General features: G+C 61.7%; 23 protein-coding genes and 2 pseudogenes. 17 read left to right on the top strand and 8 right to left on the bottom strand.

The annotated features are described in order from the left end of the window. Positions 1 to 8 precede the first annotated feature (8 nt). The 3 genes from AB4O11_RS19590 to AB4O11_RS19580 all read right to left on the bottom strand — a co-directional run bounded on the left by AB4O11_RS19590 (position 9) and on the right by AB4O11_RS19580 (position 1,857). The gene (locus tag AB4O11_RS19590) at positions 9 to 1,220 is read right to left on the bottom strand and encodes a cytochrome c biogenesis protein DipZ (RefSeq protein ID WP_460127968.1); all 1,212 of its coding nucleotides are present in this window, start codon (positions 1,218 to 1,220) and stop codon (positions 9 to 11) included. A 37-nt stretch (positions 1,221 to 1,257) separates the two neighbouring features. Continuing rightward, entirely contained in the window at positions 1,258 to 1,512 is a 255-nt protein-coding gene (locus AB4O11_RS19585) for a hypothetical protein (RefSeq protein ID WP_186624848.1), read from the bottom strand. Between the two features lie 81 nt (positions 1,513 to 1,593). Continuing rightward, positions 1,594 to 1,857 carry a DUF2790 domain-containing protein gene (locus AB4O11_RS19580; RefSeq protein WP_460127965.1) on the bottom strand — a complete coding sequence of 88 codons (264 nt, stop codon included), beginning with the start codon at positions 1,855 to 1,857 and terminating at the stop codon, positions 1,594 to 1,596. A gap of 296 nt (positions 1,858 to 2,153) precedes the next feature. Between AB4O11_RS19580 and AB4O11_RS19575 the strand changes: the two genes are divergently transcribed. From AB4O11_RS19575 to AB4O11_RS19555, 5 genes are all read left to right on the top strand, one after another. Continuing rightward, positions 2,154 to 2,894: a response regulator gene (locus tag AB4O11_RS19575; protein WP_007919579.1), complete on the top strand. Its 741-nt coding sequence runs from the start codon at positions 2,154 to 2,156 to the stop codon at positions 2,892 to 2,894. Further along, complete coding sequence (locus AB4O11_RS19570; RefSeq protein ID WP_099758642.1) at positions 2,891 to 4,198, top strand: sensor histidine kinase; 1,308 nt, start codon at positions 2,891 to 2,893, stop codon at positions 4,196 to 4,198. The genes AB4O11_RS19575 and AB4O11_RS19570 overlap by 4 nt, the downstream gene beginning before the upstream one ends. A 241-nt stretch (positions 4,199 to 4,439) precedes the next feature. Then, positions 4,440 to 5,783, top strand: a complete 1,344-nt coding sequence (locus tag AB4O11_RS19565; protein WP_460127963.1) for a hypothetical protein — start codon at positions 4,440 to 4,442, stop codon at positions 5,781 to 5,783. 7 nt (positions 5,784 to 5,790) lie between these two features. Continuing rightward, a complete protein-coding gene (locus AB4O11_RS19560; RefSeq protein ID WP_460127961.1) occupies positions 5,791 to 6,621 on the top strand; it encodes a hypothetical protein in 831 nt (276 codons plus the stop codon). Then, positions 6,608 to 7,636: an NAD(P)/FAD-dependent oxidoreductase gene (locus AB4O11_RS19555; protein WP_427119225.1), complete on the top strand. Its 1,029-nt coding sequence runs from the start codon at positions 6,608 to 6,610 to the stop codon at positions 7,634 to 7,636. The genes AB4O11_RS19560 and AB4O11_RS19555 overlap by 14 nt, the downstream gene beginning before the upstream one ends. A gap of 1 nt (position 7,637) precedes the next feature. Here the strand turns inward: AB4O11_RS19555 and AB4O11_RS19550 are convergent, their stop codons facing one another. Together AB4O11_RS19550 and AB4O11_RS19545 are read right to left on the bottom strand one after the other, a co-directional pair. Beyond that, positions 7,638 to 8,390: an HvfC family RiPP maturation protein gene (locus AB4O11_RS19550; protein ID WP_460127959.1), complete on the bottom strand. Its 753-nt coding sequence runs from the start codon at positions 8,388 to 8,390 to the stop codon at positions 7,638 to 7,640. Further along, entirely contained in the window at positions 8,383 to 9,222 is an 840-nt protein-coding gene (locus AB4O11_RS19545; RefSeq protein WP_460127957.1) for an HvfB family MNIO-type RiPP peptide maturase, read from the bottom strand. The genes AB4O11_RS19550 and AB4O11_RS19545 overlap by 8 nt, the downstream gene beginning before the upstream one ends. 351 nt (positions 9,223 to 9,573) lie before the next feature. Here AB4O11_RS19545 and AB4O11_RS19540 point away from each other — a divergent pair. Together AB4O11_RS19540 and AB4O11_RS19535 are read left to right on the top strand one after the other, a co-directional pair. Next, positions 9,574 to 10,621, top strand: a pseudogene (locus AB4O11_RS19540) (class I SAM-dependent methyltransferase). Between the two features lie 54 nt (positions 10,622 to 10,675). Further along, positions 10,676 to 11,518 (top strand): NAD-dependent protein deacetylase, encoded by an 843-nt coding sequence (locus AB4O11_RS19535; RefSeq protein WP_460127955.1) that lies wholly within the window; start codon positions 10,676 to 10,678, stop codon positions 11,516 to 11,518. 324 nt (positions 11,519 to 11,842) lie between these two features. Here AB4O11_RS19535 and AB4O11_RS19530 read toward each other — a convergent pair whose 3' ends face one another. After that, entirely contained in the window at positions 11,843 to 12,730 is an 888-nt protein-coding gene (locus AB4O11_RS19530; RefSeq protein ID WP_099758637.1) for a LysR family transcriptional regulator, read from the bottom strand. Between the two features lie 293 nt (positions 12,731 to 13,023). On the opposite strand from AB4O11_RS19530, the gene AB4O11_RS19525 reads away from it, so the two are divergent. From AB4O11_RS19525 to AB4O11_RS19515, 3 genes are read left to right on the top strand one after another with little or no spacing between them, the layout of a single operon-like run. Further along, positions 13,024 to 13,722 (top strand): CoA transferase subunit A, encoded by a 699-nt coding sequence (locus AB4O11_RS19525; protein ID WP_016983257.1) that lies wholly within the window; start codon positions 13,024 to 13,026, stop codon positions 13,720 to 13,722. Between the two features lie 24 nt (positions 13,723 to 13,746). Further along, the gene (locus AB4O11_RS19520; protein ID WP_093439005.1) at positions 13,747 to 14,412 is read left to right on the top strand and encodes a CoA transferase subunit B; all 666 of its coding nucleotides are present in this window, start codon (positions 13,747 to 13,749) and stop codon (positions 14,410 to 14,412) included. A gap of 11 nt (positions 14,413 to 14,423) precedes the next feature. Then, complete coding sequence (locus AB4O11_RS19515) at positions 14,424 to 15,605, top strand: acetyl-CoA C-acetyltransferase (RefSeq protein WP_186624840.1); 1,182 nt, start codon at positions 14,424 to 14,426, stop codon at positions 15,603 to 15,605. 219 nt (positions 15,606 to 15,824) lie between these two features. Here AB4O11_RS19515 and cobF read toward each other — a convergent pair whose 3' ends face one another. Further along, positions 15,825 to 16,580, bottom strand: a complete 756-nt coding sequence (cobF, locus tag AB4O11_RS19510) for a precorrin-6A synthase (deacetylating) (protein WP_460090470.1) — start codon at positions 16,578 to 16,580, stop codon at positions 15,825 to 15,827. Then, positions 16,580 to 17,134, bottom strand: coding sequence for a histidine phosphatase family protein (locus AB4O11_RS19505; RefSeq protein WP_460090467.1), 555 nt, complete (start codon positions 17,132 to 17,134; stop codon positions 16,580 to 16,582). Before AB4O11_RS19505 ends, cobF begins: the two co-directional genes overlap by 1 nt. A 331-nt stretch (positions 17,135 to 17,465) precedes the next feature. On the opposite strand from AB4O11_RS19505, the gene AB4O11_RS19500 reads away from it, so the two are divergent. From AB4O11_RS19500 to astA, 7 genes and pseudogenes are all read left to right on the top strand, one after another. Next, positions 17,466 to 18,320 carry a MurR/RpiR family transcriptional regulator gene (locus AB4O11_RS19500; protein ID WP_093439023.1) on the top strand — a complete coding sequence of 285 codons (855 nt, stop codon included), beginning with the start codon at positions 17,466 to 17,468 and terminating at the stop codon, positions 18,318 to 18,320. Between the two features lie 2 nt (positions 18,321 to 18,322). Further along, positions 18,323 to 18,967 (top strand): cysteine hydrolase family protein, encoded by a 645-nt coding sequence (locus AB4O11_RS19495; RefSeq protein WP_460127953.1) that lies wholly within the window; start codon positions 18,323 to 18,325, stop codon positions 18,965 to 18,967. After that, positions 18,964 to 20,295: a type I glutamate--ammonia ligase gene (locus tag AB4O11_RS19490; RefSeq protein ID WP_460127951.1), complete on the top strand. Its 1,332-nt coding sequence runs from the start codon at positions 18,964 to 18,966 to the stop codon at positions 20,293 to 20,295. Before AB4O11_RS19495 ends, AB4O11_RS19490 begins: the two co-directional genes overlap by 4 nt. After that, complete coding sequence (locus tag AB4O11_RS19485) at positions 20,279 to 21,031, top strand: N-formylglutamate amidohydrolase (protein WP_186624836.1); 753 nt, start codon at positions 20,279 to 20,281, stop codon at positions 21,029 to 21,031. The genes AB4O11_RS19490 and AB4O11_RS19485 overlap by 17 nt, the downstream gene beginning before the upstream one ends. Positions 21,032 to 21,112: 81 nt before the next feature. Then, positions 21,113 to 22,462, top strand: a complete 1,350-nt coding sequence (locus AB4O11_RS19480) for an APC family permease (RefSeq protein WP_077572161.1) — start codon at positions 21,113 to 21,115, stop codon at positions 22,460 to 22,462. Positions 22,463 to 22,580: 118 nt separating this feature from the next. Continuing rightward, positions 22,581 to 23,598: pseudogene (locus AB4O11_RS19475) on the top strand (arginine N-succinyltransferase). A 61-nt stretch (positions 23,599 to 23,659) separates the two neighbouring features. Then, positions 23,660 to 24,694: an arginine N-succinyltransferase gene (gene astA, locus AB4O11_RS19470; protein WP_093439043.1), complete on the top strand. Its 1,035-nt coding sequence runs from the start codon at positions 23,660 to 23,662 to the stop codon at positions 24,692 to 24,694. Positions 24,695 to 24,851 lie beyond the last annotated feature (157 nt).

Here is a 24,851-nt window from a genome sequence, read left to right as displayed (position 1 = left end):
TTTGCTGATCACGCCGCAGGCGCCTTAGCCTCCTCCAGCAACTGCTGAATCATCTGCTCCTGCGCCTCGTAGCGACCTTCGCCGAAGTGGCTGTAACGCACCTGCCCCTTGGCGTCGATCAGGTAATGCGCCGGCCAGTACTGGTTATCGAAGTTACGCCAGATCGCGTAGTTGTTGTCGATGGCCACCGGGTAGGTGATGCCGAGCTTTTTCACCTGGTCCTTGACGTTGTCGATGATCCGCTCGTAGCCGTATTCCGGGGTGTGCACGCCGATCACCACGAGGCCGTCCTTCTCGTACTTCTTCGCCCAGTCCTTGACGTACGGCAGGGTGTGCTGGCAGTTGATGCAGTCGTAGGTCCAGAAATCCACCAGCACCACTTTGCCGCGCAGGGCCTCTGCGTTCAGTTCAGGCGAATTCAACCATTGCACGGCGCCAGCGAGTGACGGCATCGCGCCTTTGCCCTCCTCCATCGGCGAGTCCGCGCGGACTTTGCTGATGAAGTAGTCGACCACTTTCGGCACGTTTTCCAACACGCGTTTCTCGACACTGGCGACGCCTTCAGAGGAGGTGTTGGCCAACAAGGTTTTATCGAAGCCGGTGGCAATCACCGCTGCCGTCGCCAGTACCGCAACCCCGGCACCACGACGCAACCAACCGGTGAACGGGATCGACGGTTTCAAACGGTTGACCAGCCCGCGCCCGGTGAAGATCAACGTGCCCAGCGACAACGCACTGCCGGCGCCGTAGGCCAGCAGCAACAGGCTGGTCTGCGCGTTGGCGCCTTGCAGCATGGCACCGGTAAGAATCACCCCGAGAATCGGTCCCGCGCACGGTGCCCACAGCAGTCCGGTGGCCACGCCGAGCATGATCGAACCCATCGGCCCGGCCTTTTTCCGGGTGTCCGGGTCCAGACGATTGCCGAGCATCACCAAGGGGCGTGTCAGCCAGCCGCCGATGCGCGCCGAGATCAGCGAAAGGGCGAACACGCTCATCACGATCAGCGCGACGTAACGGCCACTGTTGCTGGCCTGGATCACCCATTCGCTGCTGACCACGGCGAGGCTGGAGATCAGCGCGAAGGTCAGGGCCATGCCGCCGAGGGTCAACAGTATCGAAGCGCGACTGCGTTGCGCGCCGGCAAACAGAAACGGCACCACCGGCAAAATACAGGGGCTGAGCACGGTCAGCAGACCGCCGAGAAATGCGATGAGGTACATAGTGAGTCACCCTTGATCAATGATTGTGACGAGCCGTTCAGACGCTCTGGCTTTCCAGCCATTGGCTCTGCGGCGTACGGCTGGCGCCGTTCTCGGCGAACATCTGCCCTTGTGGCGTGCGGCTGGAGCCGTCCGCTGCAATCAGGCCGGCGCTGCCCTGCTGGGCCACCGGCGTCAGTTGGAAGCAGGTGCTGCTGTGGCAGCTATGCTGTTCAACCGCAGCGTTGGCATGGGCGGCGACGCCGGCCAGGGAGAAAGCGATGGCGGTGAAAAAGCGCGCGACGTTGTTCATGGTGTTGCTCCTTCTATGAAGAGTTGGCTTAGTTGCCGTGTTGGCCTGGTTGCCGTTGATGGCTTGGTTCCCGTTGGTGACTCAGTTGTCGTTGTTGCAGCCGTCGGCAAATTTGCTGTAATCGAGTACGCGGGTTTTGCCGGCAGAATCGAGGTAGATCATGCGCGCCTCGACGATGCCGCAGGACACCGAGTTGTCCTGTTTCAGCGAGATGACTTTCTGGATATCCAGGTGGGTGCCGTAGGTGTAGGTTTGCGCGGTGACAGCGGCTTCGGCCCGGGCCGAGAGCGTGCAGATGTTCAGCGCGGCAAACAGGCAGGCGGCGATTACGGATTTGTTGTTCATGGCGTTTCCTCAAGGCTTCAGTGGGGTTTGAGCCGAGGCGATCTGTGTGGGCCTCGATGGAGCCTATTTGAGGCTCGCGAGGTATCGCCTCTGTGTCAGGAACAGGCGCGTTTCAATCGCTGTGTATCCTTGCCATCGGGGGATACACAGCGATACAAAACCCTGAAAAAATCGCGTTTTTGCGTCCCCGTGTATCCGTTGTGACGGCAGATACACTGCAATACAAAGGCAGGCAGGCGGCCCACCGCAGGCTCGATACACTGCACGGCAGTCCCTTTTGATAGAGGTTTGCACCGATGGATCATGTCGATCACATTCTCATCGTCGACGACGACCGCGAGATCCGTGAACTGGTGGGCAACTACCTGAAGAAAAACGGCCTGCGCACCACGGTGGTCGCCGATGGCCGGCAGATGCGCAGCTTTCTCGAAGCCAACACTGTCGACCTGATCGTGCTCGACATCATGATGCCCGGCGACGATGGCCTGCAGTTGTGCCGCGAATTGCGGGTGGGTAAACACAAGGCCACGCCGGTCCTGATGCTGACCGCGCGCAACGATGAAACCGACCGCATCATCGGCCTTGAAATGGGCGCCGATGATTACCTGACCAAACCGTTCGCCGCCCGCGAATTGCTCGCACGGATCAACGCTGTGCTGCGCCGCACGCGCATGCTGCCGCCGAATCTGGTGGTCACCGAGGCCGGGCGCTTGCTGGCTTTCGGCCGGTGGCAACTGGACACCTCGGCCCGTCACCTGCTGGACAAGGACGGCACCATGGTCGCCCTCAGCGGTGCCGAATATCGCTTGCTGCGGGTCTTTCTCGATCACCCGCAACGGGTGCTCAGCCGCGACCAACTGCTCAATCTGACCCAGGGCCGCGACGCCGATCTGTTTGACCGCTCGATCGACTTGCTGGTCAGCCGTTTGCGTCAGCGCCTGCTGGATGATGCGCGCGAGCCGGCCTACATCAAGACCGTGCGCAGCGAAGGTTACGTGTTCTCGCTGCCGGTCGAGATTCTCGGGGCCCCGGCATGAGCGTCAATCTGCACTGGCCGCGTACCCTCGCCTCGCGCCTGTCGCTGATTTTCCTGATCGGCCTGTTGCTCGCTCAGGCGCTGTCGTTCGGTGCGCAGTATTACGAGCGTTACCAAAGCGCCAAGAACACCATGCTCGGCAATCTGGAAACCGACGTCTCGACCTCGATTGCGATCCTTGATCGCTTGCCTGCCGAAGAGCGCCCTGCCTGGCTCGAGCGTCTGGCGCGAAAAAATTATGGCTACCTGTTGAGCGAAGGCGAACCGGGCACACCGATCGAGGCCAGTGATGTGCCGGTGGCGGTCACCTCGATCACCGAAGCCATCGGTGAACGTTATCCGCTGACCTTCACCGATATTCCCGGGCCGAAGAAACACTTTCAGGGCCATTTGCGCCTGAGCGACGGCAGCCCGGTGACCATCGATGTGCGCCCCGCCATGGTCCCGCTATCGCCCTGGTTGCCGGCGGTTCTGCTCGGCCAACTGGCCTTGATGATCGCCTGCACCTGGCTGGCCGTGCGTATCGCGATCCGTCCGCTGACCCGCCTGGCCAACGCCGTGGAAACCCTCGACCCCAACGCCCACCCGATCAACCTCGACGAAAGCGGCCCGAACGAAGTGGTCTACGCAGCACGGGCGTTCAACACGATGCAGGCGCGCATTGCCGCTTATCTCAAGGAACGCATGCAACTGCTGGCGGCGATATCCCATGACCTGCAAACGCCGATCACGCGGATGAAACTGCGCGCCGAACTCATGGACGATTGCGCCGAGAAAGACAAACTGTGGAATGACCTCAACGAGATGGAACACCTGGTTCGCGAAGGCGTGGCGTATGCGCGCAGCATCCATGGTTCGACCGAAGAAAGCCGCCGCACCAACATGGATTCCTTCCTCGAAAGCCTGGTGTTCGACTATCAGGACATGGGCAAGCAGGTGCAACTGGTCGGCAAGAGTGCGGCGGTCATCGACACCCGCCCTCATGCGTTGCGCCGGGTTCTGGTGAACCTGACCGACAACGCGCTGAAATTCGCCGGCGCCGCCGAAGTCTGGGTCGAAGCCAACAAAGGAAACCTGGCGATCACCGTTATGGACCGCGGCCCGGGCATCGCCGACGCCGAACTGGCGCAGGTGCTGCAACCGTTCTACCGCGTGGAAAACTCGCGTAATCGCGATACCGGCGGCACCGGGCTGGGACTGGCGATTGCCCAGCAACTGGCCATGGCGCTCGGTGGTTCGCTGACGTTGAGCAATCGCCAGGGTGGCGGGCTGTGCGCTGAACTGAAGCTGCCGCTGCATCCATAAACGCTTTAACGGCGCCTGTTTAAACGCTACCGACCGATACCGGTCGGTAGCCTGCACACCGCCGCGCCAATGCCTACAACTTCATCAGAATCCACTGACTGTGCGCCTTGGCTGATGCGCTTATGGTTGTGTTGCCCGTTTCGCACTGTTCACCATTGGTCGCCACTGTCAGATCTGACAGTAGCAAGTCAGCGCCGGGCTACGGTTCCATGACAATTGGCCCAACCTGTCGAGGCGCAACATGACTCTGCTCGAATCCGTTACCCACGTGTGTACGCGCCTGGCGCCCGGCGGCTGGCATTCGCTGATGCTCGCCCACGGCCTGGACTTGCTGGCTGAACCGCTGGCGGCGGAACTGCACAAGCCCCTGAAAATCGACCGGTCAATACCCGGATTTACCGATTTCGCAACGACCGGCAGCCGGGCGATCGAGGCTGGCGCACCGGCGCACAGCCTGCTGTATCACGCGCTGGCCTCGCCAAACGTGCTCAGCGATGAAAGCGGCCAGACATTACAGCTGTTCCCCACTGCCGCCGAGATCGAGACCGTGCTCGACTATGTCTACAGCGTCAGTCCGCCCACGCTCGACAGCCTGCGCGACAAAGCCCGGGGCGCGCCGTTGGCGGTGGTCGCGTTTGCCAGTGAATATCGCTGCGCCGCCGACACCGTGCATGGCCGGCATGCCGACCTGTGCTTCTCGCGTACCGGTATCGCCCGCGTCGGCACCGCCCCCCCGTGCTATGACGCAACGCTGCGCAGTTTCCTGCCCTTCGTCGACGATGACCCGCACGGCATCCGGGTGATGCCAGTGCGCTACAGCGCCTACATTGCCGTGCAACTCAAGGGCGATGCGGAGCGCTTCGGGCCGATGGATTTTCAGGTGGACCTCGACCCCGGACTGGATTTCTGGGTGCCCGTGCACAAGCTGTTCAATGGTTCGCAGTGCCTGGAGGGGCTGAACCTGACGGTGACGCTGGGCAACCACCAGATCAACGAAAAACTGCGGCATGTCCATTTGCGCCACAGCGGTACCGGTTGGCAGGAACCGCAGATCAGCCAGCCACCCTTCGTCGTCACGGAAAATCTTGCGCATTGGGCCTCGACTGTAGATCTCGGCCCCGGTCTGCTGGTGCCTGAAGCCAGAGCCCGGCTGGTGGCGCCCGTCGAATATCAGGGGCAGCCCTTGTCCTTTGTGCTGCCGGCCAATACCGGCGGCATGGTGCACGGACGTCACCGGGTCGAAGCGGATGGCAGCATCGAAGACCTGAACGAGCATGAAGGTGTCGAGGCGTTGGTACGTCAGGGCGGTTATCGCGCCTTGCATTATCAGGACGGCACTGCCGATGGCTGGGTGTTGCCACGCTGCCCGATGCTGGAAAACCATTTGCCGGCCGTCGCCGCCTATTCGCTGATCGGCCCTCCGGACTTCTATCCGTTATGCAGTCAACGCAAGCTGTTGCACTGGGTCAGCGACGAACCAGCGTTACCAAGTACCGGTCTCTGGCACGCCCGACTTGAAGCGCTCTCCAACGTACGCTACTGCGCCAACCTCGATCTGCAGGATCAACTGTTCTCCCCCGACTGACCGAGGGGTGAGCGCCATCGTTGCCCTCGCCGATCAAACCGACACGGTGCAATCCATTGCCCGGCTACCACCGTCATCGCGGCCGACCTCGCTGCCCGACGGCGCCGCCGGGGTGTTCGGGCCTGGCTGGGAGGTCGGCTGGGTTCGCCAGCGCACGGCAGACGACGAATGGATCAACGTCCTCGCCGGCTATCAGATGGCCAGCCCGTTTCCCGAGGATGCGAAGATCTGCGCAGCGCTAGGTTCTTTCTGGCCTGGCGTGGCACCGGATTCGGCACGGGTCTTTGAGCCGCGCTCGACGCTGCACAGCATCATTCCCCTGACCGATGAGGAAATCGGCATGGGCGGCGTGGCCTGGGATAATCAGCGCGGCCCGCAACTGATCACTCAAGACGATCGGCTGATCGTCCAGTACCACGCGTACGCCCATGCCGATTACACACAGGTGGCCCTCGATGGCCAGTTCTCCCTGAGCACGACCGGCCACACTGCGCAAACCATCTATCAGCAGCGCGTGCGTTCGATGTATCGCGTGTACCGTGCGCTCGGCGCCGCCAGCGATAAATCCCTGCGCAATGCCTGGCCACTGTTGTCGTTCGTTGACGTGCAGCGGCCGAACGCGGAACTGGACAGCGCGCAGGCGCAAGCCGGGCAGCTCCTCGACGGCTGGGTGCAGCGCTTTTTGCTGTACAAGCGCGGTGCCGTGCAGATCCCTGCAAGTGATTTCAGGTTGCGCCACGTCGAAGTCGAAGAGCTGGTGATCTTGCTGCTCAGCGCCGATGCAATCCTGATCAAACGCGACACCCTGCCATGGCGGGTCGCCCATGAAACATTTTGATGTTGTGGTCGTCGGCGCCGGCCCTGCGGGCTGCGCAACGGCAATCAGTTGCGCCCGTCACGGGCTGCGCGTGGCCTTGATCGAACGGCAGGCGTTCCCCCGGTTTCGCCCCGGCGAAAGCCTGCATCCGGGCATCGAACCACTGCTCCGACAACTGGGGGTCGCCGAGCAGCTGTGTGGCCGCGGGGCCCGGCGCTTTGACGGCCACTGGGTGCACTGGAACGGTGCGCCGCGCTTCAATGTCTTTGGCGCCGATGATCGCGGCGCCTGGCAGGGTTTTCATCTGGAGCGGGCGCAACTGGACGCGGCGTTACTGGCGCAAGCGGCCACGTTAGGGGTGGAGATCAGTCAGCCCTGCCGGGCACGGCGAGTGCTGACTCAGGCCAATCGGGTGATCGGCGTGGAGACCGACAGCGCACGCCTTTACGCGACCTGCCTGATCGATGCCAGTGGCGCTTGCGACTGGCTCGCTCGCCAACTCGGTCTGCCGGTTCGCCACTGTTCACCGCCGCTGGTGGCGCGTTACGGCTACTTGCAAGGTCACAGCGCAACCTATGCAACAACCGCGCACTTGCTGGCCGATCCTGACGGATGGACCTGGATCGCCCAGGTCGAGCCGCAGTTGTTGCACTGGACGCACCTGACGTTCGAGAACAACAGGCGCTCGACGAGGCTTCCCGAGGCCCTGCAAGCTTTGCCAGCCGTAGGGCGGATACGCGGCGCCGATGTAACCTGGCGCATCACCCCGGCCGTCACCGGTGCTGGTTATTTTCTGGTGGGCGATGCCGCCAGCCGGCTCGACCCGGCGTCCTCCCACGGCGTGCTCAAAGCGTTAATGAGCGGTATGCAAGCCGCGCAAGCCGTAGCGGATGGTCTGCGCCAACCGGCCTTGCAAACCGCGGCGCAGGCGCAATATCGCCAATGGCTGAACGCTGGATTCGCACGCGATGTGGCGCACCTGCGCGACTTCTATCGTCTGCATCCCTGCCCACCGTCGTGGCTGCCTGCGGCATGACTTACAGGACGCTGGCGAGCACGCCCTCCTGGTGAAACTGCCGCAACAACGCCGATCCGCTGTCCATGAACGTTTCGGTGTCGGCCACCCCTGCTTCTATTGCCAGATCTTGCAATTGCTGGCGGCCATCAAGGTCAGGAAACGCTTCAATGCGCTGTAACAGGCGCCAGGCCAGCGGGCTCAGCTCGGAAAACTGCACATTCCAGTCTGCCGTGCGCCGCACCAGCAACAGGGTCGGATGCGCCGGCGGCGTGGCGGGCTGATGGTTCGGATCAAGTGCATGCACCGGCCACACATACGCCAATGGCCAGGCCAGTGCCGAGATCTGCAGCGGACGCTCCAGCAACAGCGCCGGATCGCTTGGCGGCAGCGCCTGAGCATCGGACTGCTGCAAGATCATCTCGACCCATTCGTAATGCGCCAGCTCCAGCAGAAACGCCGGCCACTCGCCCTCGCGCAACACCTGCGGTGGCGACGCGAGATAGTTGAGAAACGTTTCGGCAATCTCGCCAAACTTTGGGGTCTGCGCCCGCCACTCGCGCAAAAAGCCTCGTACCAGCAGGCTCCAGCGTTGTTCCCCGATGATCCGGATCAACACCGGAAACGTGCCGCTCAACAATTGCGAAACGTTGTTGAACACCAGATCGCGATAAACGTTGACCCGCGCCACGTTCATGTCGGCCGGTGGCGATTGATGTTCAGGATCGCGCAAATACCGGGTCAGCGCCTGTTGTTGCAGTATCAGGTTATCCACGAGGGCGACCTCCGGTTTGCAAATGGCGAATGGTCTGCAACTCGGCGACCAGTTCGGAAAATGCCGGGAAATTGAAGTCCCGCTCAAGCAACGTCGGCTGCGCGCCAAACCGCCTATAAGCCTCCGCCAGCAGAGACCACACGACCGGTTTGACTGAGGCACCATGGGTGTCGATTTTCAGCGTGTCGGACTCATCGAAATGCCCCGCCACATGCATCCCGACCACCCGGTCCGGCTCGATACCGGCGAGGAAGGTTTGCGGATCGAAGCCGTGGTTGATCGCGTTGACATAGACATTGTTGACGTCCAGCAGCAGGTCGCAATCGGCCTCGCGCAACACGGCATTGGTGAAGCTCAGCTCGTCCATGTCCTGACGCGGGGCGGCATAGTAGGAGACGTTTTCCACGGCCAGGCGCCGGCCGAGAATGTCCTGAGCCTGACGGATCCGCGCGGCAACGTGCTGCACCGCTTCTCCGGTGAACGGCAACGGCAGCAAGTCATACAGATGCCCGTCATCGCTGCAGTAACTCAGGTGCTCGCTGTACAGCGGCACGTTGTAATGGTCGAGAAACACCCGGACCTCCTGCAAGAATCCGACATCCAGCGGCGCCGACCCGCCCAGCGACAGCGACAAGCCGTGACAGGACAACGGATAGCGCTCGGCCAGTTCGCGTAACGCCGCACCGTGCGCGCCGCCGACTCCGATCCAGTTTTCCGGGGCGACTTCGAGAAAGTCGAAGGCGCCGCTACGGGCAGCCTGCAGGTCTTTCAGCAGACCACGGCGCAGGCCGAGGCCAACACTGGGTGGCATTGATGAGGGCGGCGTATGCATGGGATGTACCTCAGCAGTGGGTTTGGCACATTTGAGCCGCCGGATGTATTGCGGTTGTGTGCAGATGACCGGGCATTTGCAGCCCTGTGTGTCCCACCATCACGGCGATACACAGTGATACAGATTCTCTGCCGATCAATATTGTGGGAGCGAGCAGGCTCGCTCCCACAGGTTTTCGTTGCTCACAAATCCAGCGACACGCCCGGACCGGGGCTAGACTCCTTTATTACCCAGTCGAGGGGGACGCAGGACGTCAGCCGTGCCCTGCCCAACTCCGTGACCACCGCCCGGTGGCGCACGCCTCGACCCTCGACGCCGCCGGACCGTGATCCTGTTTCAGGAGCACACATGATGGATGAGGCGAAGCTCAACCAATTCATGGGCAAACTGGTCAACGACATGGGCGGCGCGGCGATGCTGGCCAATGTCATCGTCGGCGAAGAACTCGGGCTGTACCGGGCAATGGCCGACAGTCAGCCGATCAGTGCCGATGCCCTCGCTGCCAAAACCACCTGCAACCCGCGTCTGGTGCGCGAATGGCTCAGCGCTCATGCGGCGTCCGGCTACATGGAGCACCACGACGGTCAGTTCCGTTTACCTGAAGAACAGGCACTGGCCCTGGCCGTTGAAGATTCCCCGGTGTATGTCGCTGGTGGCCTCGGGGTGGTGGCATCGTTTTTCCACGACAAGGACAAACTGGTCAAAGCCATGCGCGGCAACGGTGCCCTGCCACTGGGGCGATCACCACCCGTGCATGTTCACCGGAACCGAGCGGTTCTTCCGGCCCGGCTACAAGGGCCACCTGATCGCCGAATGGCTGCCGGCGCTGGACGGCGTGGTAGCCAAGCTTGAGCAAGGCGCGAAAGTCGCCGATATCGGCTGCGGTCATGGCGCCTCGACCGTGATCATGGCACAGGCGTTTCCCAACTCGCGTTTCGTCGGCTATGACTATCACGCGCCCTCGATCACCGTCGCCACCCAGCGCGCCGAGGAAGGTGGCGTCAGCAGCCGGGCGAAGTTCTTTCAGGGTTCGGCGAAAAGCTACCCCGGCGACGACTACGACCTGATCTGCTATTTCGACTGCCTGCACGATATGGGCGATCCGGTCGGTGCCGCCCGTCACGCCTATGACTCGCTGAAAGACGATGGCACGGTGTTGCTGGTCGAGCCGTTCGCCAACGACACGCTGGACGACAACATCAACCCGGTCGGGCGGCTGTTCTATGCGGCTTCGACGTTTATCTGCACACCAAACTCGCTGTCGCAGGAAGTCGGCCTGGGCCTGGGCGCACAAGCAGGGGAAATGCGTTTGCGCAAGGTGTTTACCGAGGCCGGTTTCAAGCAGTTCCGCCGGGCCACGCAAACGCCGTTCAACCTGATTCTGGAGGCACGCAAGTAACCCGCGCGGGTCGCGTGCTAACCTGCTGGCACTGCCCATTTCGGAGCGCTGACCATGCTCGACAGCCCGACCCGCGAACACCTCGACACCTTGCAAGAGGTGATGGCCGATGGCGACTTCCTCGTCCTGACCGGAGCCGGCATCAGCACGCCGTCGGGCATTCCGGATTACCGCGACAGCGACGGTGTGCGCCGTGGCCGGCAGCCGATGATGTACCGGGAGTTCCTCGCCGCCCCCGAGTCGCGCCGCCGCTACTGGGCGCGGGCCATGCTGGGTTGGCCGAGGGTGCGTCAGGCGCAGCCGAATGCCGCGCACCAAGCGTTGGCCAGTTTGCAGCGCCATGGGCTGATCCACGGTTTGATCACTCAGAACGTCGATACCCTGCACGATCAAGCCGGCAGTCACGATGTGATCGAACTGCACGGCAACCTGCATCGCGTCCTCTGCCTGGACTGCGGCCAGCGCAGTGAGCGCGATTCGATTCAACAATTGATGGAAATGCACAACCCGTATCTGGCCGGGGTCGATGCAGTCCAGGCGCCGGATGGCGACACCCTGCTCGACCCGGCCTTCGAAGCGCGCTTTCAGGTGCCGCGCTGCCCGCATTGCGCTGGCGAGCGGATGAAACCGGACGTGGTGTTTTTCGGCGAGAACGTCGCGCAGCCCACGGCGGCAAGGGCGATGGCGGCGGCAGAGAATGCAGCGGGGATGTTGGTGGTGGGGTCTTCGTTGATGGCGTACTCGGCGTTTCGCCTGTGCCGGGTGATTGCCGATCGTGGCAAGCCGTTGATTGCGATCAATCTGGGCAAGACCCGCGCGGATGATTTGCTGGATTTGAAGATTGAAGCGTCGTGTGAACAGCTTTTGCCGTTGTTGGTTGAAGTGCTGGATCGGTGAGTTGCTGCACTTTGTGTTCGACTCAGGACCCAAGCCCCTCACCCTAGCCCTCTCCCAAGGGAGAGGGAACTGACCGAGTTGTCAGGCCTGGATACGGCGACCTGAAAATGCTGAGTCGAGCCCACAAGCTGAATACCCCACGATCAGCTCCCTTTCCACCTCGCCCTAGCCCTCTGCCAGGGGGAGGGAACTGACCGAGTTGTCAGGACTTAATACTGCGACCTGAAAATTACGAGTCGAACCCATTTTTTGAAATGCCCCCGATCAGCTCCCTTCCCCCTCGCCCCCCTTGGGGGAGAGGGGGTTGGGGTGAGGGGGTAGATCTCACAGTCGCCCGAGATCTTCAGCCTTGAGAATATCGAACAATGCCTGCGCCGCCGCCGACAGTTCATTGCCCGGCTCAGTCAGCACGCCGATGGCCCGCTGCACCGAGTCATCCAGGGTCAGGCAGTGGGCGCCGAGCTCCTGCATCTGCTCGGCGCACAACGCCGGCACGGCACTGACGCCCAGACCGCTGGCGACCATCCGCCCGACCGTGGCCAGTTGATGGCTTTCAAATTCCACCGGCAACTTCATGCCTCGCGCCTGCAGGTGCTCTTCGAGCATCACTCGCACCGTCGAAGGCCGCTGCAAGGTGATGAACGGCTCCTGCAACAACGTCTGCCAATCGATCTCGTCGCGCTGCGCCAGCGGCGAATCCTTCGATACCACCGCGACGAAGCGATCCACGTACAACGGCGTAAACGTCATCGAAGTGTTTTGCATCGGCTCGAACGCCACGCCCAGTTCCACCTGACGGTCACGGACCATTTCCAGCACTTGCTCATTGATCACGTCATTGACCGTGACGTTGACGTTCGGGTAGCGCGCACGAAACGTCTTGAGGATCGGCGGCAGCAGGTTGCCGGCAAACGACGGCATCGCCGCCAGCGTCACCCGCCCGCGCTGCAAACTGAAGCGTTGGCGCATTTCGTCTTCGGCGTTATCCCAGTCGGCGATCAGCCGCCGCGCCAGCGGCAGCAAGGATTCACCTTCCGCAGTCAGCGCGACATTGCGTGTGTTACGACTGAACAGGCGCCCGCCCAGGCCCTCTTCCAGCGCTTTGATGGTCAGGCTCAACGCCGATTGCGACAGGTGCAGACGCTCGCAGGCCACGGCGAAGCTCAGGCTCTGTGCCACGGCGAGGAAGGCGCGGATCTGTTTGATGGTCATACTCGCTTCGCTCCAGTTGTAAGCTACAAGCGTTAAGCGGCGAGCCATGATGATCGTTCCCACGCTCCTGCGTGGGAACGCAGCCCGTGACGCTCCGCGTCACTGGACGCGGAGCGTCCCTAGAGGCATTACCACGCGGAGCGTCAGGAACGATCAAAGCAGCACGCCATAACGCGATTATTGAGTTTTATCTATCAATCAACATTAAAAATCAACTTAACAAATATATCCTCCAGCGAGACACTCCAACCATTCGGCTAGCCAGCCGCCCGCAAATAATAAAAGAGGTGCATATGGCAGGTTTCGACAAGCGCGTGAGTTCCTACGAGGAAGCCCTGGCCGGGCTTGAGGACGGCATGACCGTTATCGCCGGCGGCTTCGGTCTGTGCGGCATTCCGGAAAACCTGATCGCCGAGATCAAACGCAAAGGCACCCGCGACCTCACCGTCGTTTCCAACAACTGCGGCGTCGACGGTTTCGGCCTCGGTGTGCTGCTCACCGATCGTCAGATCAGCAAAGTCATCGCCTCCTACGTCGGCGAAAACAAGCTGTTCGAAGAACAACTGCTCAAAGGCGACATCGAAGTCATCCTGACCCCGCAAGGCACCCTCGCCGAGAAGATGCGCGCAGGCGGCGCCGGCATTCCGGCCTTCTTCACCGCCACCGGCGTCGGCACCCCGGTCGCCGAAGGCAAGGAAGTACGCGAATTCAAAGGTCGTAAGTACCTGATGGAAGAATCCATCACCGGCGACTTCGCCATTGTCAAAGGCTGGAAAGCCGACCACTTCGGCAACGTCATCTACCGTCACACCGCGCAGAACTTCAACCCGCTGGCGGCTACCGCCGGCAAGATCACCGTGGTTGAAGTCGAAGAAATCGTCGAACCCGGCGAACTCGACCCCTCGCAGATCCACACCCCGGGCATCTACGTCGATCGGGTCATTTGCGGCACGTTCGAAAAACGCATCGAACAGCGCACCATCCGCAAATAATTCAGGCTGACGGAGAATAAAACCATGGCACTTACCCGCGAACAAATGGCTCAGCGCGTCGCCCGCGAAATGCAGGACGGCTTTTATGTGAACCTCGGCATCGGCATTCCGACCCTGGTCGCCAACTACATTCCCGAAGGCATGGAAGTCATGCTGCAATCGGAAAACGGCCTGCTCGGCATGGGTCCGTTTCCGACTGAAGACACCATCGATGCCGACATGATCAACGCCGGCAAACAGACCGTGACCGCACGCATCGGCGCGTCGATCTTCAACTCCGCCGAATCATTCGCGATGATCCGTGGCGGTCATGTCGACCTGACCGTGCTCGGCGCGTTCGAAGTGGACGTCGAAGGCAACATCGCCTCGTGGATGATCCCCGGCAAACTGGTCAAGGGCATGGGCGGTGCGATGGATCTGGTGGCCGGCGCCGACAACATCATCGTGATCATGACCCACGCGTCCAAGGATGGTGAGTCGAAACTGCTATCCAAGTGCAGCCTGCCGCTGACCGGCGCCGGGTGCATCAAGCGCGTGCTGACCGACCTCGCCTACCTGGAAATCGAAAATGGCGCTTTTGTCCTCAAGGAACGCGCACCTGGCGTCAGCGTCGAGGAAATCGTCGCCAAAACCGCTGGTAAACTGATCGTCCCGGATCACGTACCGGAAATGCAGTTCGCTGCCCAGTGAGGAATTCGAAAATGCAAGACGTCGTAATTGTTGCCGCCACGCGCACCGCGATCGGCAGTTTCCAGGGCTCCCTGGCCAGCGTGTCCGCGGTTGATCTGGGCGCGGCGGTGATCCGCCAGTTGCTCGAACAAACCGGTCTGGACGGTGCGCAGGTCGATGAAGTGATCATGGGCCAGGTGCTGACCGCTGGCGCCGGCCAGAACCCGGCGCGTCAGGCCGCGATCAAGGCCGGCCTGCCCCACGCCGTGCCAGCAATGACCCTGAACAAGGTTTGCGGTTCGGGCCTCAAAGCCCTGCATCTGGGTGCGCAAGCGATCCGTTGCGGCGACGCTGACGTAATCATCGCCGGCGGCCAGGAAAACATGAGCCTGTCCAACTACGTCATGCCGGGCGCACGCACCGGTCTGCGTATGGGCCACGCGCAAATCGTCGACACCATGATCAGCGATGGCCTGTGGGATGCGTTCAACGATTACCACATGGGCATCACCGCCGAGAACCTCGTCGACAAATACGAGATCAGCCGCGAACAGCAGGACGCCTTCGCCGCAGCCTCGCAGCAGAAAGCCGCCGCCGCGATTGAGGCCGGTCGCTTTGTCGATGAGATCACCCCGATCCTGATCCCGCAGCGCAAAGGCGATCCGGTTGCCTTCAAGGTTGATGAACAGCCGCGTGGCGACACCACTGCCGAATCCCTGGCGAAACTGCGCCCGGCATTTAAAAAGGACGGCAGCGTCACGGCCGGCAACGCTTCGTCGCTGAATGACGGCGCCGCTGCGGTCATCTTGATGAGCGCCGAGAAAGCCAAAGCCCTCGGTCTGCCGGTTCTGGCGAAAATAGCTGCCTACGCCAACGCAGGTGTTGATCCTGCAATCATGGGCATCGGCCCGGTTTCGGCGACTCGCCGCTGCCTCGACAAGGCTGGCTGGAACCTCGGTCAACTCGACCTGATCGAGGCCAACGAAGCCTTCGCTGCGCAATCGCTGGCGGTGGCCAAGGACCTGCAATGGGATCTGGACAAGGTCAACGTCAACGGCGGCGCCATCGCGTTGGGCCATCCGATCGGTGCATCGGGTTGCCGCGTGCTGGTGACCCTGCTGCATGAAATGATCAAGCGTGATGCGAAAAAGGGTCTGGCGACCCTGTGCATCGGCGGCGGCCAAGGCGTGGCGCTGGCGCTGGAACGCGTATAACCAGAGTTCAACAGTGAATGGCGGATCCACGACATCCGCCGCTTGCTGGCAACAAAAAACCCGGTGCAACTTGCGTTGCACCGGGTGTTTTTTTGCCTGTTCGAAATGTGCGTTGAATGTTCCGGCGCCTTCGCGAGCAAGCTCGCTCCCACATTTTGAAATGCGTTCCCCTGTGGGAGCGAGCTTGCTCGCGAAGGGGCCTTACCGGCCAGTGAAAATCTAAGGCTTGCGCAACAAATACGTATCCATGATCCACCCATGCTCGGCCCGCGCCGCCTTGCGCACCCGCTCGATCTCATCCGCAACATCCGACAGCCTGCCACTGATCAGAATCTCATCCGGCGTGCCCAAGTAGGCGCCCCAATAAATCCGGGTCTGCTGATCGGCCACCCGCTGATACGAATCCTCGGCATCGAGCATCACCACCAGACTGTCCGCATCACTCACCTGCCCTGCCGCCAAACGCCGCCCGGTGGTGATTTCGATGGAACGACCGATGGTGTTCAACGGCACCTTGTGCTGCGCCGCCAACGCCTGAACGCTAGTGATCCCGGGGATCACCTCAAACTCGAAGGCGCACGCGCCCGAGGCCAGAATCGCCTGGAGGATGCGCACGGTGCTGTCGTACAGCGCCGGATCGCCCCACACCAGGAAACCGCCGCACTGACCGTCAGACAATTGGTCATTGATCAGGCGTTCGAAGGTCTGCTGCTTGGCGCGGTTCAGCTCATCAACACTGGCGGCGTAGTCGACATCGCCGCGTTCGCGCTCCGGACTGTGGGCCTCGACGAAGCGATAGTCAGGGTTGTCGATGTAGCGCTCACAAATCTCGCGGCGCAGGTCGATCAGCTTGTCCTTGCTCTGGCCTTTATCCATCAGAAAGAACACGTCGACCCGATTCAACGCCTTCACCGCCTGCATCGTGATGTAGTCGGGATTGCCGGCACCGATGCCGATCACCAGCAGTTGTTTCATCACAAAGCTCCTTTAAGACACAGGCGCCAGCGCCCGGTGAAGCGCAGTTCGAGCAGCGACAACGGTTCGACATCGATGTCATGCAACGCCGAACCGCGCAGCACGTGGATCAGCGCGGCGCGGATGACAAACGGATGCGTCACCGCCACGACATGTCCCGACGTGCCTTGCAGGTTAGCTAGCCAAGTCGCCACGCGCTGGCACAACTGCGCCGTTGACTCACCGTCATGCGGAGTGGCGTGGGGATCGTCCAGCCAGGCCTGCAGCGCGGCGTCTTCCGAGGCTTGCAGGGCTTTGATCGACTGGCCATGCCAGCGTCCCCAGTCACAATCGCGCAGCGCCTCATCAATCTGCGCGTCGGTGCCAAACCAAGCCGCTGTCTGGCGCGTGCGCAACTCCGGCGCGCAAATCAAGCGTCGCGCGGCGTCGAAACGCTCGGCCAATTCGCACGATGCCAGTTGGCTATTTTCAACAGGTTCATTCGTAGGAAAACACGCCAATTTCTGTGCGACGGTTCGCGCATGGCAAATCAATGTCAAACGAGTGGTCTGCACAGGGATCGCTCCGGTGGGCCTTCATGAAAAACAGCGGCGCAAAGCCGTTCTATCGGCAATTGTGCCGTAAACCGAGGGCTGCAGGGTTGTTGCATCGCCCCGGCAAGTGCGGACAAAAGCAAAAATACGGCAATCTCTGACACTATCGTGGGCGATGGACTACAAGCCCCGTCGAAGTCCGTGTGGCCCTTGTTATACAGGCGTCTCGCCCCATTTCGGGGCCTTTTCAACACGCTGAAAAATTCACTAGACATGTAACGTCAGTTACATAAATACTGTTTTGACGGATTATGAAGCGAATTCAACACCCCCTCATCCAGCAGGAGCCCGGATGCCCCCTCTTAGAGACCTGATCACCGATCCCGGCCTGGATCTTACGCCGTCGGAGCGCAAAGTCGTTCGCGCCTTGCTTGATCAGTATCCCCGCAACGGTCTGGGGCCGATGGCGCGTCTGGCCGAACATGCCGGCGTCAGCGATCCGACCATCGTGCGGCTGGTGAAAAAACTCGGTTTCGGTGGTTACGCCGAATTCCAGGATGCCCTGCTCAGTGACATGGACCACCGCCTGCGCTCGCCGCGCACGCTGTTGCAACCGCGCGCCCATCAACACAGGGACGACGCCTGGAGCCACTATCTGGGCGACAGCCATCGCCTGCTGGTCGAAACCCAATCGCTGACCCAACCCGAAGACGTGCGCATTCTCACCGACTGGCTGCTCGATGCCCGTCATCAGGTGTATTGCTTCGGCGGGCGCTTCAGCAGCCTGATGGCCACCTACCTGCTCAATCACCTGCGCTTGCTGCGCCCCGGTTGCTTTGCCCTGGAAGACAACGCGCAACTGCCTGATCGCTTGTTTGATCTGCAACGCCAGGATGTGGTGTTGCTGTTCGACTACCGCCGCTACCAGACCCAGGCCTTGCGGGTCGCCAGTGCGGCGAAAAACAACAACGCACGCGTAGTGTTGTTCACCGACATCTATGCCTCGCCGCTGCGTGAACTGGCCGATCTGATCATCAGCGCGCCGGTGGAATCGGCTTCGCCGTTCGACACCATGGTGCCAGCGCTGGCTCAGGTCGAAGCACTGATCGCCTGCCTGACCTTGCGCACCGAAAACCTCGCCGATCGCCTGGAAGGCATCGATGCCCTGCGCAATGACTTCAACACCCACCTGCTGGAGGATAAATAAGGATGTTCAGCCTTCCCCACCGCTCGCCGCGGGACTTGCCGTTTGTCACCGATCACACCGCACTGTTGCTGGTGGACATGCAGCGTGCCTGGCTCGAACCGCAGTTCGACGCGCACCTCAACGGGCCTGACGCCGAGTATTTCCTGACCCGTGCACACATGCAGGTGGTGCCCAACCAACGTCGTTTGCTCAGTGCCTTTCGCGAAACGCGGCAGAATGTACTGCACACCATTATCGAAAGCCTTACGGCTGATGGCCGTGACCGCTCGCTCGACCACAAACTCTCGGACATGCACCTGCCCAAAGGCAGCGCGCAGGCGCGGATCATTGAAGACCTGAGCCCGGTGGAAAACGAAATCGTCCTGCCGAAGACCTCGTCCGGGGTGTTCAACTCGACCAACATCGACTACGTGCTGCGCAACCTCGGAACCCGTCACTTGATCATCGCCGGCATCGTCACCGACCAGTGCGTGGACATGGCCGTGCGCGACGCCGCCGATCGCGGCTATCTGGTCACCCTAGTCGAAGACGCCTGCGCCACCTACAGCGACGAACGCCATCACGCCTGCCTGAATGCGATCAAGGGTTACTGCTGGATCACCGACACCGACACCGTGCTCGCCCGCCTGCAGGAGATGCAGCCATGAGCACGCGCCTGACGCCGCTGCCGATGACCACGCTGGTCACCACCGACCTGATCGGCATCACCCGTGGCCGCTCGTTTCCCACTGATGAACTTGAGCATTATCAAGCCGCCGGGTGCGGCTGGGTGCCGGCCAACAGCGCGTTGACGCCGCAGGACATCATTGCCTCGACCAATCCGTGGGGCGCCTATGGCGATCTGCGGTTGATTCCCGATCTGGGCAGCCGCGTCACCGTCGGCAACGGCCCGGACGCCGACGCACCGGCGCTGGATTTCATCCACGGCGATATCCGCGAAACCGATGGCCGCCCGTGGGGCGCCTGCCCGCGTACGCTGTTGCGCGATGAAATCGAGCGATATCGCGATGCGCTGGGCTTGCAGGTCAACGCCGCGTTCGAACACGAATTCAACCTGCACGCCGGTTTCGCCGAGCATCTGGCATTTTCCCTCGAAGCCCAGCGTCAGGGCGCCGAGTTCGGTGGCTGGCTGCTCAGCGCCCTGCGCGCCGGCGGTGTCGAGCCGGAAATGTTTCTGCCGGAATACGGCAAGCATCAATACGAAATCACCTGTCGCCCGACGCTCGGCGTAGCGGCGGCCGATCGTGCCGTCAACGTGCGCGAGATTACCCGCGAGATCGCCCGGCAAATGGGTCTCGACCTGAGCTTCGCGCCAAAAACTGCCGCCGATGCGGTGTGCAACGGCGTGCACCTGCACGTCAGCCTGCTCGATCTGGCCGGTCAACCGATGCTTTACGACGCCGGCACCAGCAACGGTCTGTCGAGTCTCGGCCAGCATTGGGCGGCGGGGATCCTGCATTACTTGCCGGCCCTCTGTGCCTTCACCGCGCCGACGCCGGTGTCGTACGAGCGCTTGCAGCCGCATCACTGGAGCGCCTCTTACGCTTGTCTGGGTCAACAGAACCGCGAGGCGGCGCTGCGCATCTGCCCGACCGTGACCCTCGGTGGCAAATCCGTGGCCCAGCAGTTCAACCTCGAATTCCGCGCCATGGACGCCACCGCCTCGCCGCATCTAGCCATGGCCGCGCTGCTGATCGCCGGACGTCTGGGCATCGAACAACGCCTGGCACTGAACGCGATCACCGATGAAATTCCCGATTCACTCAACGACGAGCAACGCAAGGCCCGGGGCATCATCGCCCTGCCCGCCTCGCTGGCCCAGGCGCTGGATTGCCTGCGCAACAGTGGCGCCTTCACCGAATGGCTGCCCAAGCCGCTGCTCGACACTTACTACGCCCTGAAAACCGAGGAACTGGCGCTGACGGAACAGCTCTCGCCCGCTGACTTGTGTGAGCACTATGCACGCCTGTACTGAATCCGCCGAGCTGGGGTTGTACACCCGACCGGCCTACAACCTGAGCCGCGCCGACTCCGCGCACCCGTTGATTCTGGTGTGCGAACACGCTAGCCGCTACATCCCCGAGGCCCTGAACAACCTGGGCCTGGACGAGGCCGCCGCCGCTGAACACATCGCCTGGGACATTGGTGCGCTGCAACTCGCCGAACAGTTATCGGAAAGGCTCGGCGCAACCCTGTTGAGCGCCAATTATTCACGCCTACTGATCGATCTGAACCGGCCACGCCACGCCCCGGACAGCATTCCGGCGCAGAGCGAAATCTATCAGGTGCCGGGTAACCGCGAGCTGGACGAAGCCACCCGCGAGTACCGCCGCCAGACCTTGTTCAAACCGTTTCACACGCGCTTGCAAACGTTGATCGACGAACGTGTGGCACAGGGCCAAGCGGTGCGTGTGGTGGGGATTCACAGTTTCACCCCGGTGTTTTACGGCCAGCCGCGACCGCTGGAGGCCGGGGTGCTGTTCGGTCAGGCCAAGGCCTACGCGCAACGCCTGCTCGACGGCCTCGGCGAGCATCCGCTGAAAGTGGCCGGTAATCAGCCGTACAAGATCGATCCGCTGGGCGACATGACCGTGCCGGTGCACGGCGATGCCCGTGGCCTCGACTCGGTGCTGATCGAGGTGCGCAACGATTTGCTGCGCAGCCCCGAAGCCGTATCGCGCTGGGCCGGATACCTCGCGCCTTTGCTGTAATGAATGAAAGACTGCTGACGCTGTAAACGATGGATCGATAACAACTAAAACGACCGACTGGCTGACAAGGAGTTGCGCTTCATGGAAATTGAAGAATTCGGCTACAAGCAAGAGTTGAAACGTAGCCTGACGCTGACCGACCTGGTGGTATACGGGATGATCTTCATGATCCCCATCGCCCCGTTCGGTGTGTATGGCTACGTCAACGCCGAGGCACCGGGGATGGTGCCGCTGGCGTACATCATCGGCATGGTGGCGATGCTGTTCACCGCGCTGAGTTACGGCAGCATGGCCAAGGCTTTTCCGATTGCCGGTTCGGTCTATTCCTACGCGCAGCGTGGCCTCAATCAACACGTCGGCTTTATCGCCGGCTGGCTGATGCTGCTCGATTACCTGCTGATCCCGCCGCTGCTCTACGTCTACGCGGCGATGGCCCTCAACCATTTGTACCCGGACATTCCGAAAGTCGGCTTTATTCTGGCGTTTCTGGTCAGCGCGACCTTCGTCAACCTGCGCGGCATCACCTTCACCGCACGGATGAACATCATCTTCCTGCTCGCGCAACTGGTGGTGCTGGGGATCTTCCTGTTCTACGCCTGGAATGCCCTGCACAACGGTGGCGGCAACGGCGAGCTGACCCTGGCGCCGCTGTATCACGCGGAAACCTTTAACTTCGCCCTGCTGATGCAAGCGGTGTCGATTGCGGTGCTGTCGTTCCTTGGCTTCGATGCGATCTCGACACTCGCTGAAGAAATCAAGGGCGATCCGGGCAAGAGCGTCGGTAAAGCGGCGCTGATCACGCTGGTAGTCATGGGGGTGATTTTCGTTGCACAAACCTGGATCGCCACCGACCTGGCGGCAGGCATGGGCTTCAAATCCGCTGACACTGCGTTCTATGAAATCGCCGAAATCGCTGCCGGCAGCTGGCTGGCGACCCTGACCGCTGTAGCGACGGCGCTGGCCTGGGGCGTGGCTGTAGCGATCACCTCGCAAGCCGCTGTCTCGCGCCTGCTGTTCGGCATGGCCCGCGACGGCAAGTTGCCGAAAGTGCTGGCCAAGGTGCACCCGAAACACAACACGCCTTACCTGAGCATCTATCTGGTGGCGGTGCTGTCGCTGGTGATCTGCTACCTGTTCATCAACTCGGTCGACACCCTGACCTCGCTGGTCAACTTCGGCGCGCTCAGTGGCTTCATGCTGCTGCACCTGACAGTGATCAACTACTACTGGCGTCGGCAGAAGTCCGGCCAGGTGGTGCGTCACCTGATCTGCCCGGTCATCGGCTTCATCATCGTCGCGGCCATCATGTACAACATGGGCGTCGATGCGCAGAAGCTCGGCCTGATCTGGATTGCCCTGGGCCTGGTGTATCTGTTCTTCCTGAATAAACTCGGCGCCAGTACTGCGCTGCCTGACCCGAGCAACGGCTGACAAGAAAAAGAGCGGCGTCTGACAACAAATCAGGCGACCGCCGATTTATCGCGTGGACACCGACAGTGATAGTCAGGTTTGGCGACATCGCCGAACCTTTTGATACAGGAGTACATCCATGCTGGTCTTACGCCCAGTCGAACAGACTGACCTGCCCCAGCTACAACAATTGGCCCGCGACAGTCTGGTGGGCGTGACCTCCCTGCCGGACGACAGCGAACGCCTGCGCGCAAAAATCGCCGCGTCATGTGCATCGTTCGCTAGCGCAGCGGCGGCCCACGGCCCGGAGAATTACTTCTTTGTGCTGGAAGACCTGGACGACCAGCGTCTGGTTGGCTGCTCGGAGATTCTGGCGACGGCGGGCTTCGACGAGCCGTTCTACAGCCTGCGCAATCGCCATTTCACCAGTGCATCCCGCGAACTGAACATTGAACACGGCGTACCGGCGCTGTCGCTGTGCCATGACCTCAACGATCACACGCTGCTGCGCGGTTTTCACATCGACGCCAATCTGGTGCGCACGCCGTTTTCCGAGTTGCTGTCACGGGCGCGCCTGTTGTTCATCGCCGCCCATGCGCCGCGCTTTGCCGAGGCGGTGATCACCGAAATCGTCGGCTACAGCGACGAGGAAGGCCATTCGCCGTTCTGGGATGCGCTGGGCAAACACTTCTTCGACCTGCCCTACGCGGAAGCCGAACGCCTGTGCGGGCTGCAGAGCCGCACGTTTCTCGCCGAACTGATGCCGCAATATCCGATCTACGTGCCGATGCTGCCGCAAGCCGCGCAGGACTGCATCGGGCGCATCCACCCGGATGGCCGAGGAAGCGTTCGACATCCTCGAGCGTGAAGGCTTCGAAACCAACAGCTACATCGACTTGTTCGACGCCGGCCCGACCCTGTATGCGCGCACCAGCAACATTCGTTCGATCGCCCGCAGCCAGACGGCAACGGTGCAGCAAAAACCCCAAATCGATGCCCGCGGTCGTTATCTGCTGAGCAACGACGCGCTGCACGGCTTCCGGTCGATCATGGCCGAACTCGATTACCAGACCGATCAACCGCTGTCCCTCACCCCTGCAATGTGTGCGGCGCTGAACGTGACCGATGGCAGCCCGATCCGGCTGATTGCCCTGTGAAACCCGCCCGGTTGCGCAGTCAACGACAGTGCCCGAACAGGCGCGCAGAAGGAGTTACAGCATGATTGTCCGTCCGGTCAAAGTCAGCGACCTGCCTGCCTTGCTCGCGCTGGTACAACAGGCCGGCCCGGGGTTCACCACCCTGCCGGCCAACGAAGATCGCCTGTCCCACCGGGTCCGTTGGGCGCAACGGGCGTTCGCCGAACAAGTGGAACGAGCCGACGCAGACTATCTGTTTGTGCTCGAAGACGACGACATGCGCGTGGTCGGCGTCAGCGCTCTGGCCGGGGCGGTCGGCCTGCGTGAGCCGTGGTACAACTATCGGGTCGGGTTGACGGTGAGTTCGGCGCCGGATCTGGGCATTCAACGGCAGATCCCGACACTGTTTCTCAACAACGAACTCACCGGCCAATCGGAGCTGTGCTCGCTGTTTCTCGGCCACGACCAGCGCCACGGCAGCAATGGCCGCTTGTTGTCGCTGGGGCGATTGCTGTTCGTTGCCGAGTTCCCGCACCTGTTCGGCGAGAAGATGATTGCCGAACTGCGCGGCAGTGCCGATGAACACGGGTGTTCGCCGTTCTGGGACAGCTTGGGCCGGCATTTCTTTCAGATGGACTTCAGCCATGCCGACCACTTGTCCGGGCTGGGCAACAAATCGTTCATCGCCGAACTGATGCCGCGCCAGCCGCTGTACACCTGCCTGCTCACTGAACAGGCCCAGGCGGCAATCGGCCAGGCGCACCCGAATACCGAGCCGGCGCTGAAGATCCTCCAGGCCGAAGGGTTTACCCACAAAGGCTACATCGACATCTTCGACGGCGGCCCGGTGATCGAAGCGCCCGTGCGCAATATCCGCACCGTGCGCGAGAGCGTCGAGCTGGCTCTGAGCCTCGGCAGCCCCGACGAACAGGCGCCGCTGTGGCTGATTCACAACCGCCGTCTGGAGAACTGCCGCATCACCGTCGCTCGCGCCCGCCGGGTCGGCAGCAGCCTGGTGATCGACCGCCTCACCGCCAAGCGCCTGCAACTGCAACCGGGCAATTCGGTACGCGCGGTGATGCTGCCCAATCAACAGCAACAGGCGGTGGCGGCCTGACGGTCACCACCCCAAAAAGGTAAATCCTTTCAGCAAAAGAGTCCGCGACAACCTGTCCCTTGCAAATTCGTCATGATCCTTGACCCATTCGCGTGATAGCCTTTTCATTCTTCGGCGTTGACACCTTTGTTCAAGCCCTTCCATTCCTTTGTATTGG

It is taken from the genome of Pseudomonas sp. H1_D05 (genome assembly GCF_054682705.1).
Note: the sequence above shows the minus strand (reverse complement) of the source record. Positions and strands in the feature narration are given on the sequence as shown.

Coding starts and splice junctions, on each gene's coding strand:
- AB4O11_RS19590 (WP_460127968.1), bottom strand. CDS start 1,220: ATGTACCTCATCGCATTTCTCGGCGGTCTGCTGACCGTGCTCAGCCCC.
- AB4O11_RS19585 (WP_186624848.1), bottom strand. CDS start 1,512: ATGAACAACGTCGCGCGCTTTTTCACCGCCATCGCTTTCTCCCTGGCC.
- AB4O11_RS19580 (WP_460127965.1), bottom strand. CDS start 1,857: ATGAACAACAAATCCGTAATCGCCGCCTGCCTGTTTGCCGCGCTGAAC.
- AB4O11_RS19575 (WP_007919579.1), top strand. CDS start 2,154: ATGGATCATGTCGATCACATTCTCATCGTCGACGACGACCGCGAGATC.
- AB4O11_RS19570 (WP_099758642.1), top strand. CDS start 2,891: ATGAGCGTCAATCTGCACTGGCCGCGTACCCTCGCCTCGCGCCTGTCG.
- AB4O11_RS19565 (WP_460127963.1), top strand. CDS start 4,440: ATGACTCTGCTCGAATCCGTTACCCACGTGTGTACGCGCCTGGCGCCC.
- AB4O11_RS19555 (WP_427119225.1), top strand. CDS start 6,608: ATGAAACATTTTGATGTTGTGGTCGTCGGCGCCGGCCCTGCGGGCTGC.
- AB4O11_RS19545 (WP_460127957.1), bottom strand. CDS start 9,222: ATGCATACGCCGCCCTCATCAATGCCACCCAGTGTTGGCCTCGGCCTG.
- AB4O11_RS19535 (WP_460127955.1), top strand. CDS start 10,676: ATGCTCGACAGCCCGACCCGCGAACACCTCGACACCTTGCAAGAGGTG.
- AB4O11_RS19530 (WP_099758637.1), bottom strand. CDS start 12,730: ATGACCATCAAACAGATCCGCGCCTTCCTCGCCGTGGCACAGAGCCTG.
- AB4O11_RS19525 (WP_016983257.1), top strand. CDS start 13,024: ATGGCAGGTTTCGACAAGCGCGTGAGTTCCTACGAGGAAGCCCTGGCC.
- AB4O11_RS19520 (WP_093439005.1), top strand. CDS start 13,747: ATGGCACTTACCCGCGAACAAATGGCTCAGCGCGTCGCCCGCGAAATG.
- AB4O11_RS19515 (WP_186624840.1), top strand. CDS start 14,424: ATGCAAGACGTCGTAATTGTTGCCGCCACGCGCACCGCGATCGGCAGT.
- cobF (WP_460090470.1), bottom strand. CDS start 16,580: ATGAAACAACTGCTGGTGATCGGCATCGGTGCCGGCAATCCCGACTAC.
- AB4O11_RS19500 (WP_093439023.1), top strand. CDS start 17,466: ATGCCCCCTCTTAGAGACCTGATCACCGATCCCGGCCTGGATCTTACG.
- AB4O11_RS19495 (WP_460127953.1), top strand. CDS start 18,323: ATGTTCAGCCTTCCCCACCGCTCGCCGCGGGACTTGCCGTTTGTCACC.
- AB4O11_RS19490 (WP_460127951.1), top strand. CDS start 18,964: ATGAGCACGCGCCTGACGCCGCTGCCGATGACCACGCTGGTCACCACC.
- AB4O11_RS19485 (WP_186624836.1), top strand. CDS start 20,279: ATGCACGCCTGTACTGAATCCGCCGAGCTGGGGTTGTACACCCGACCG.
- AB4O11_RS19480 (WP_077572161.1), top strand. CDS start 21,113: ATGGAAATTGAAGAATTCGGCTACAAGCAAGAGTTGAAACGTAGCCTG.
- astA (WP_093439043.1), top strand. CDS start 23,660: ATGATTGTCCGTCCGGTCAAAGTCAGCGACCTGCCTGCCTTGCTCGCG.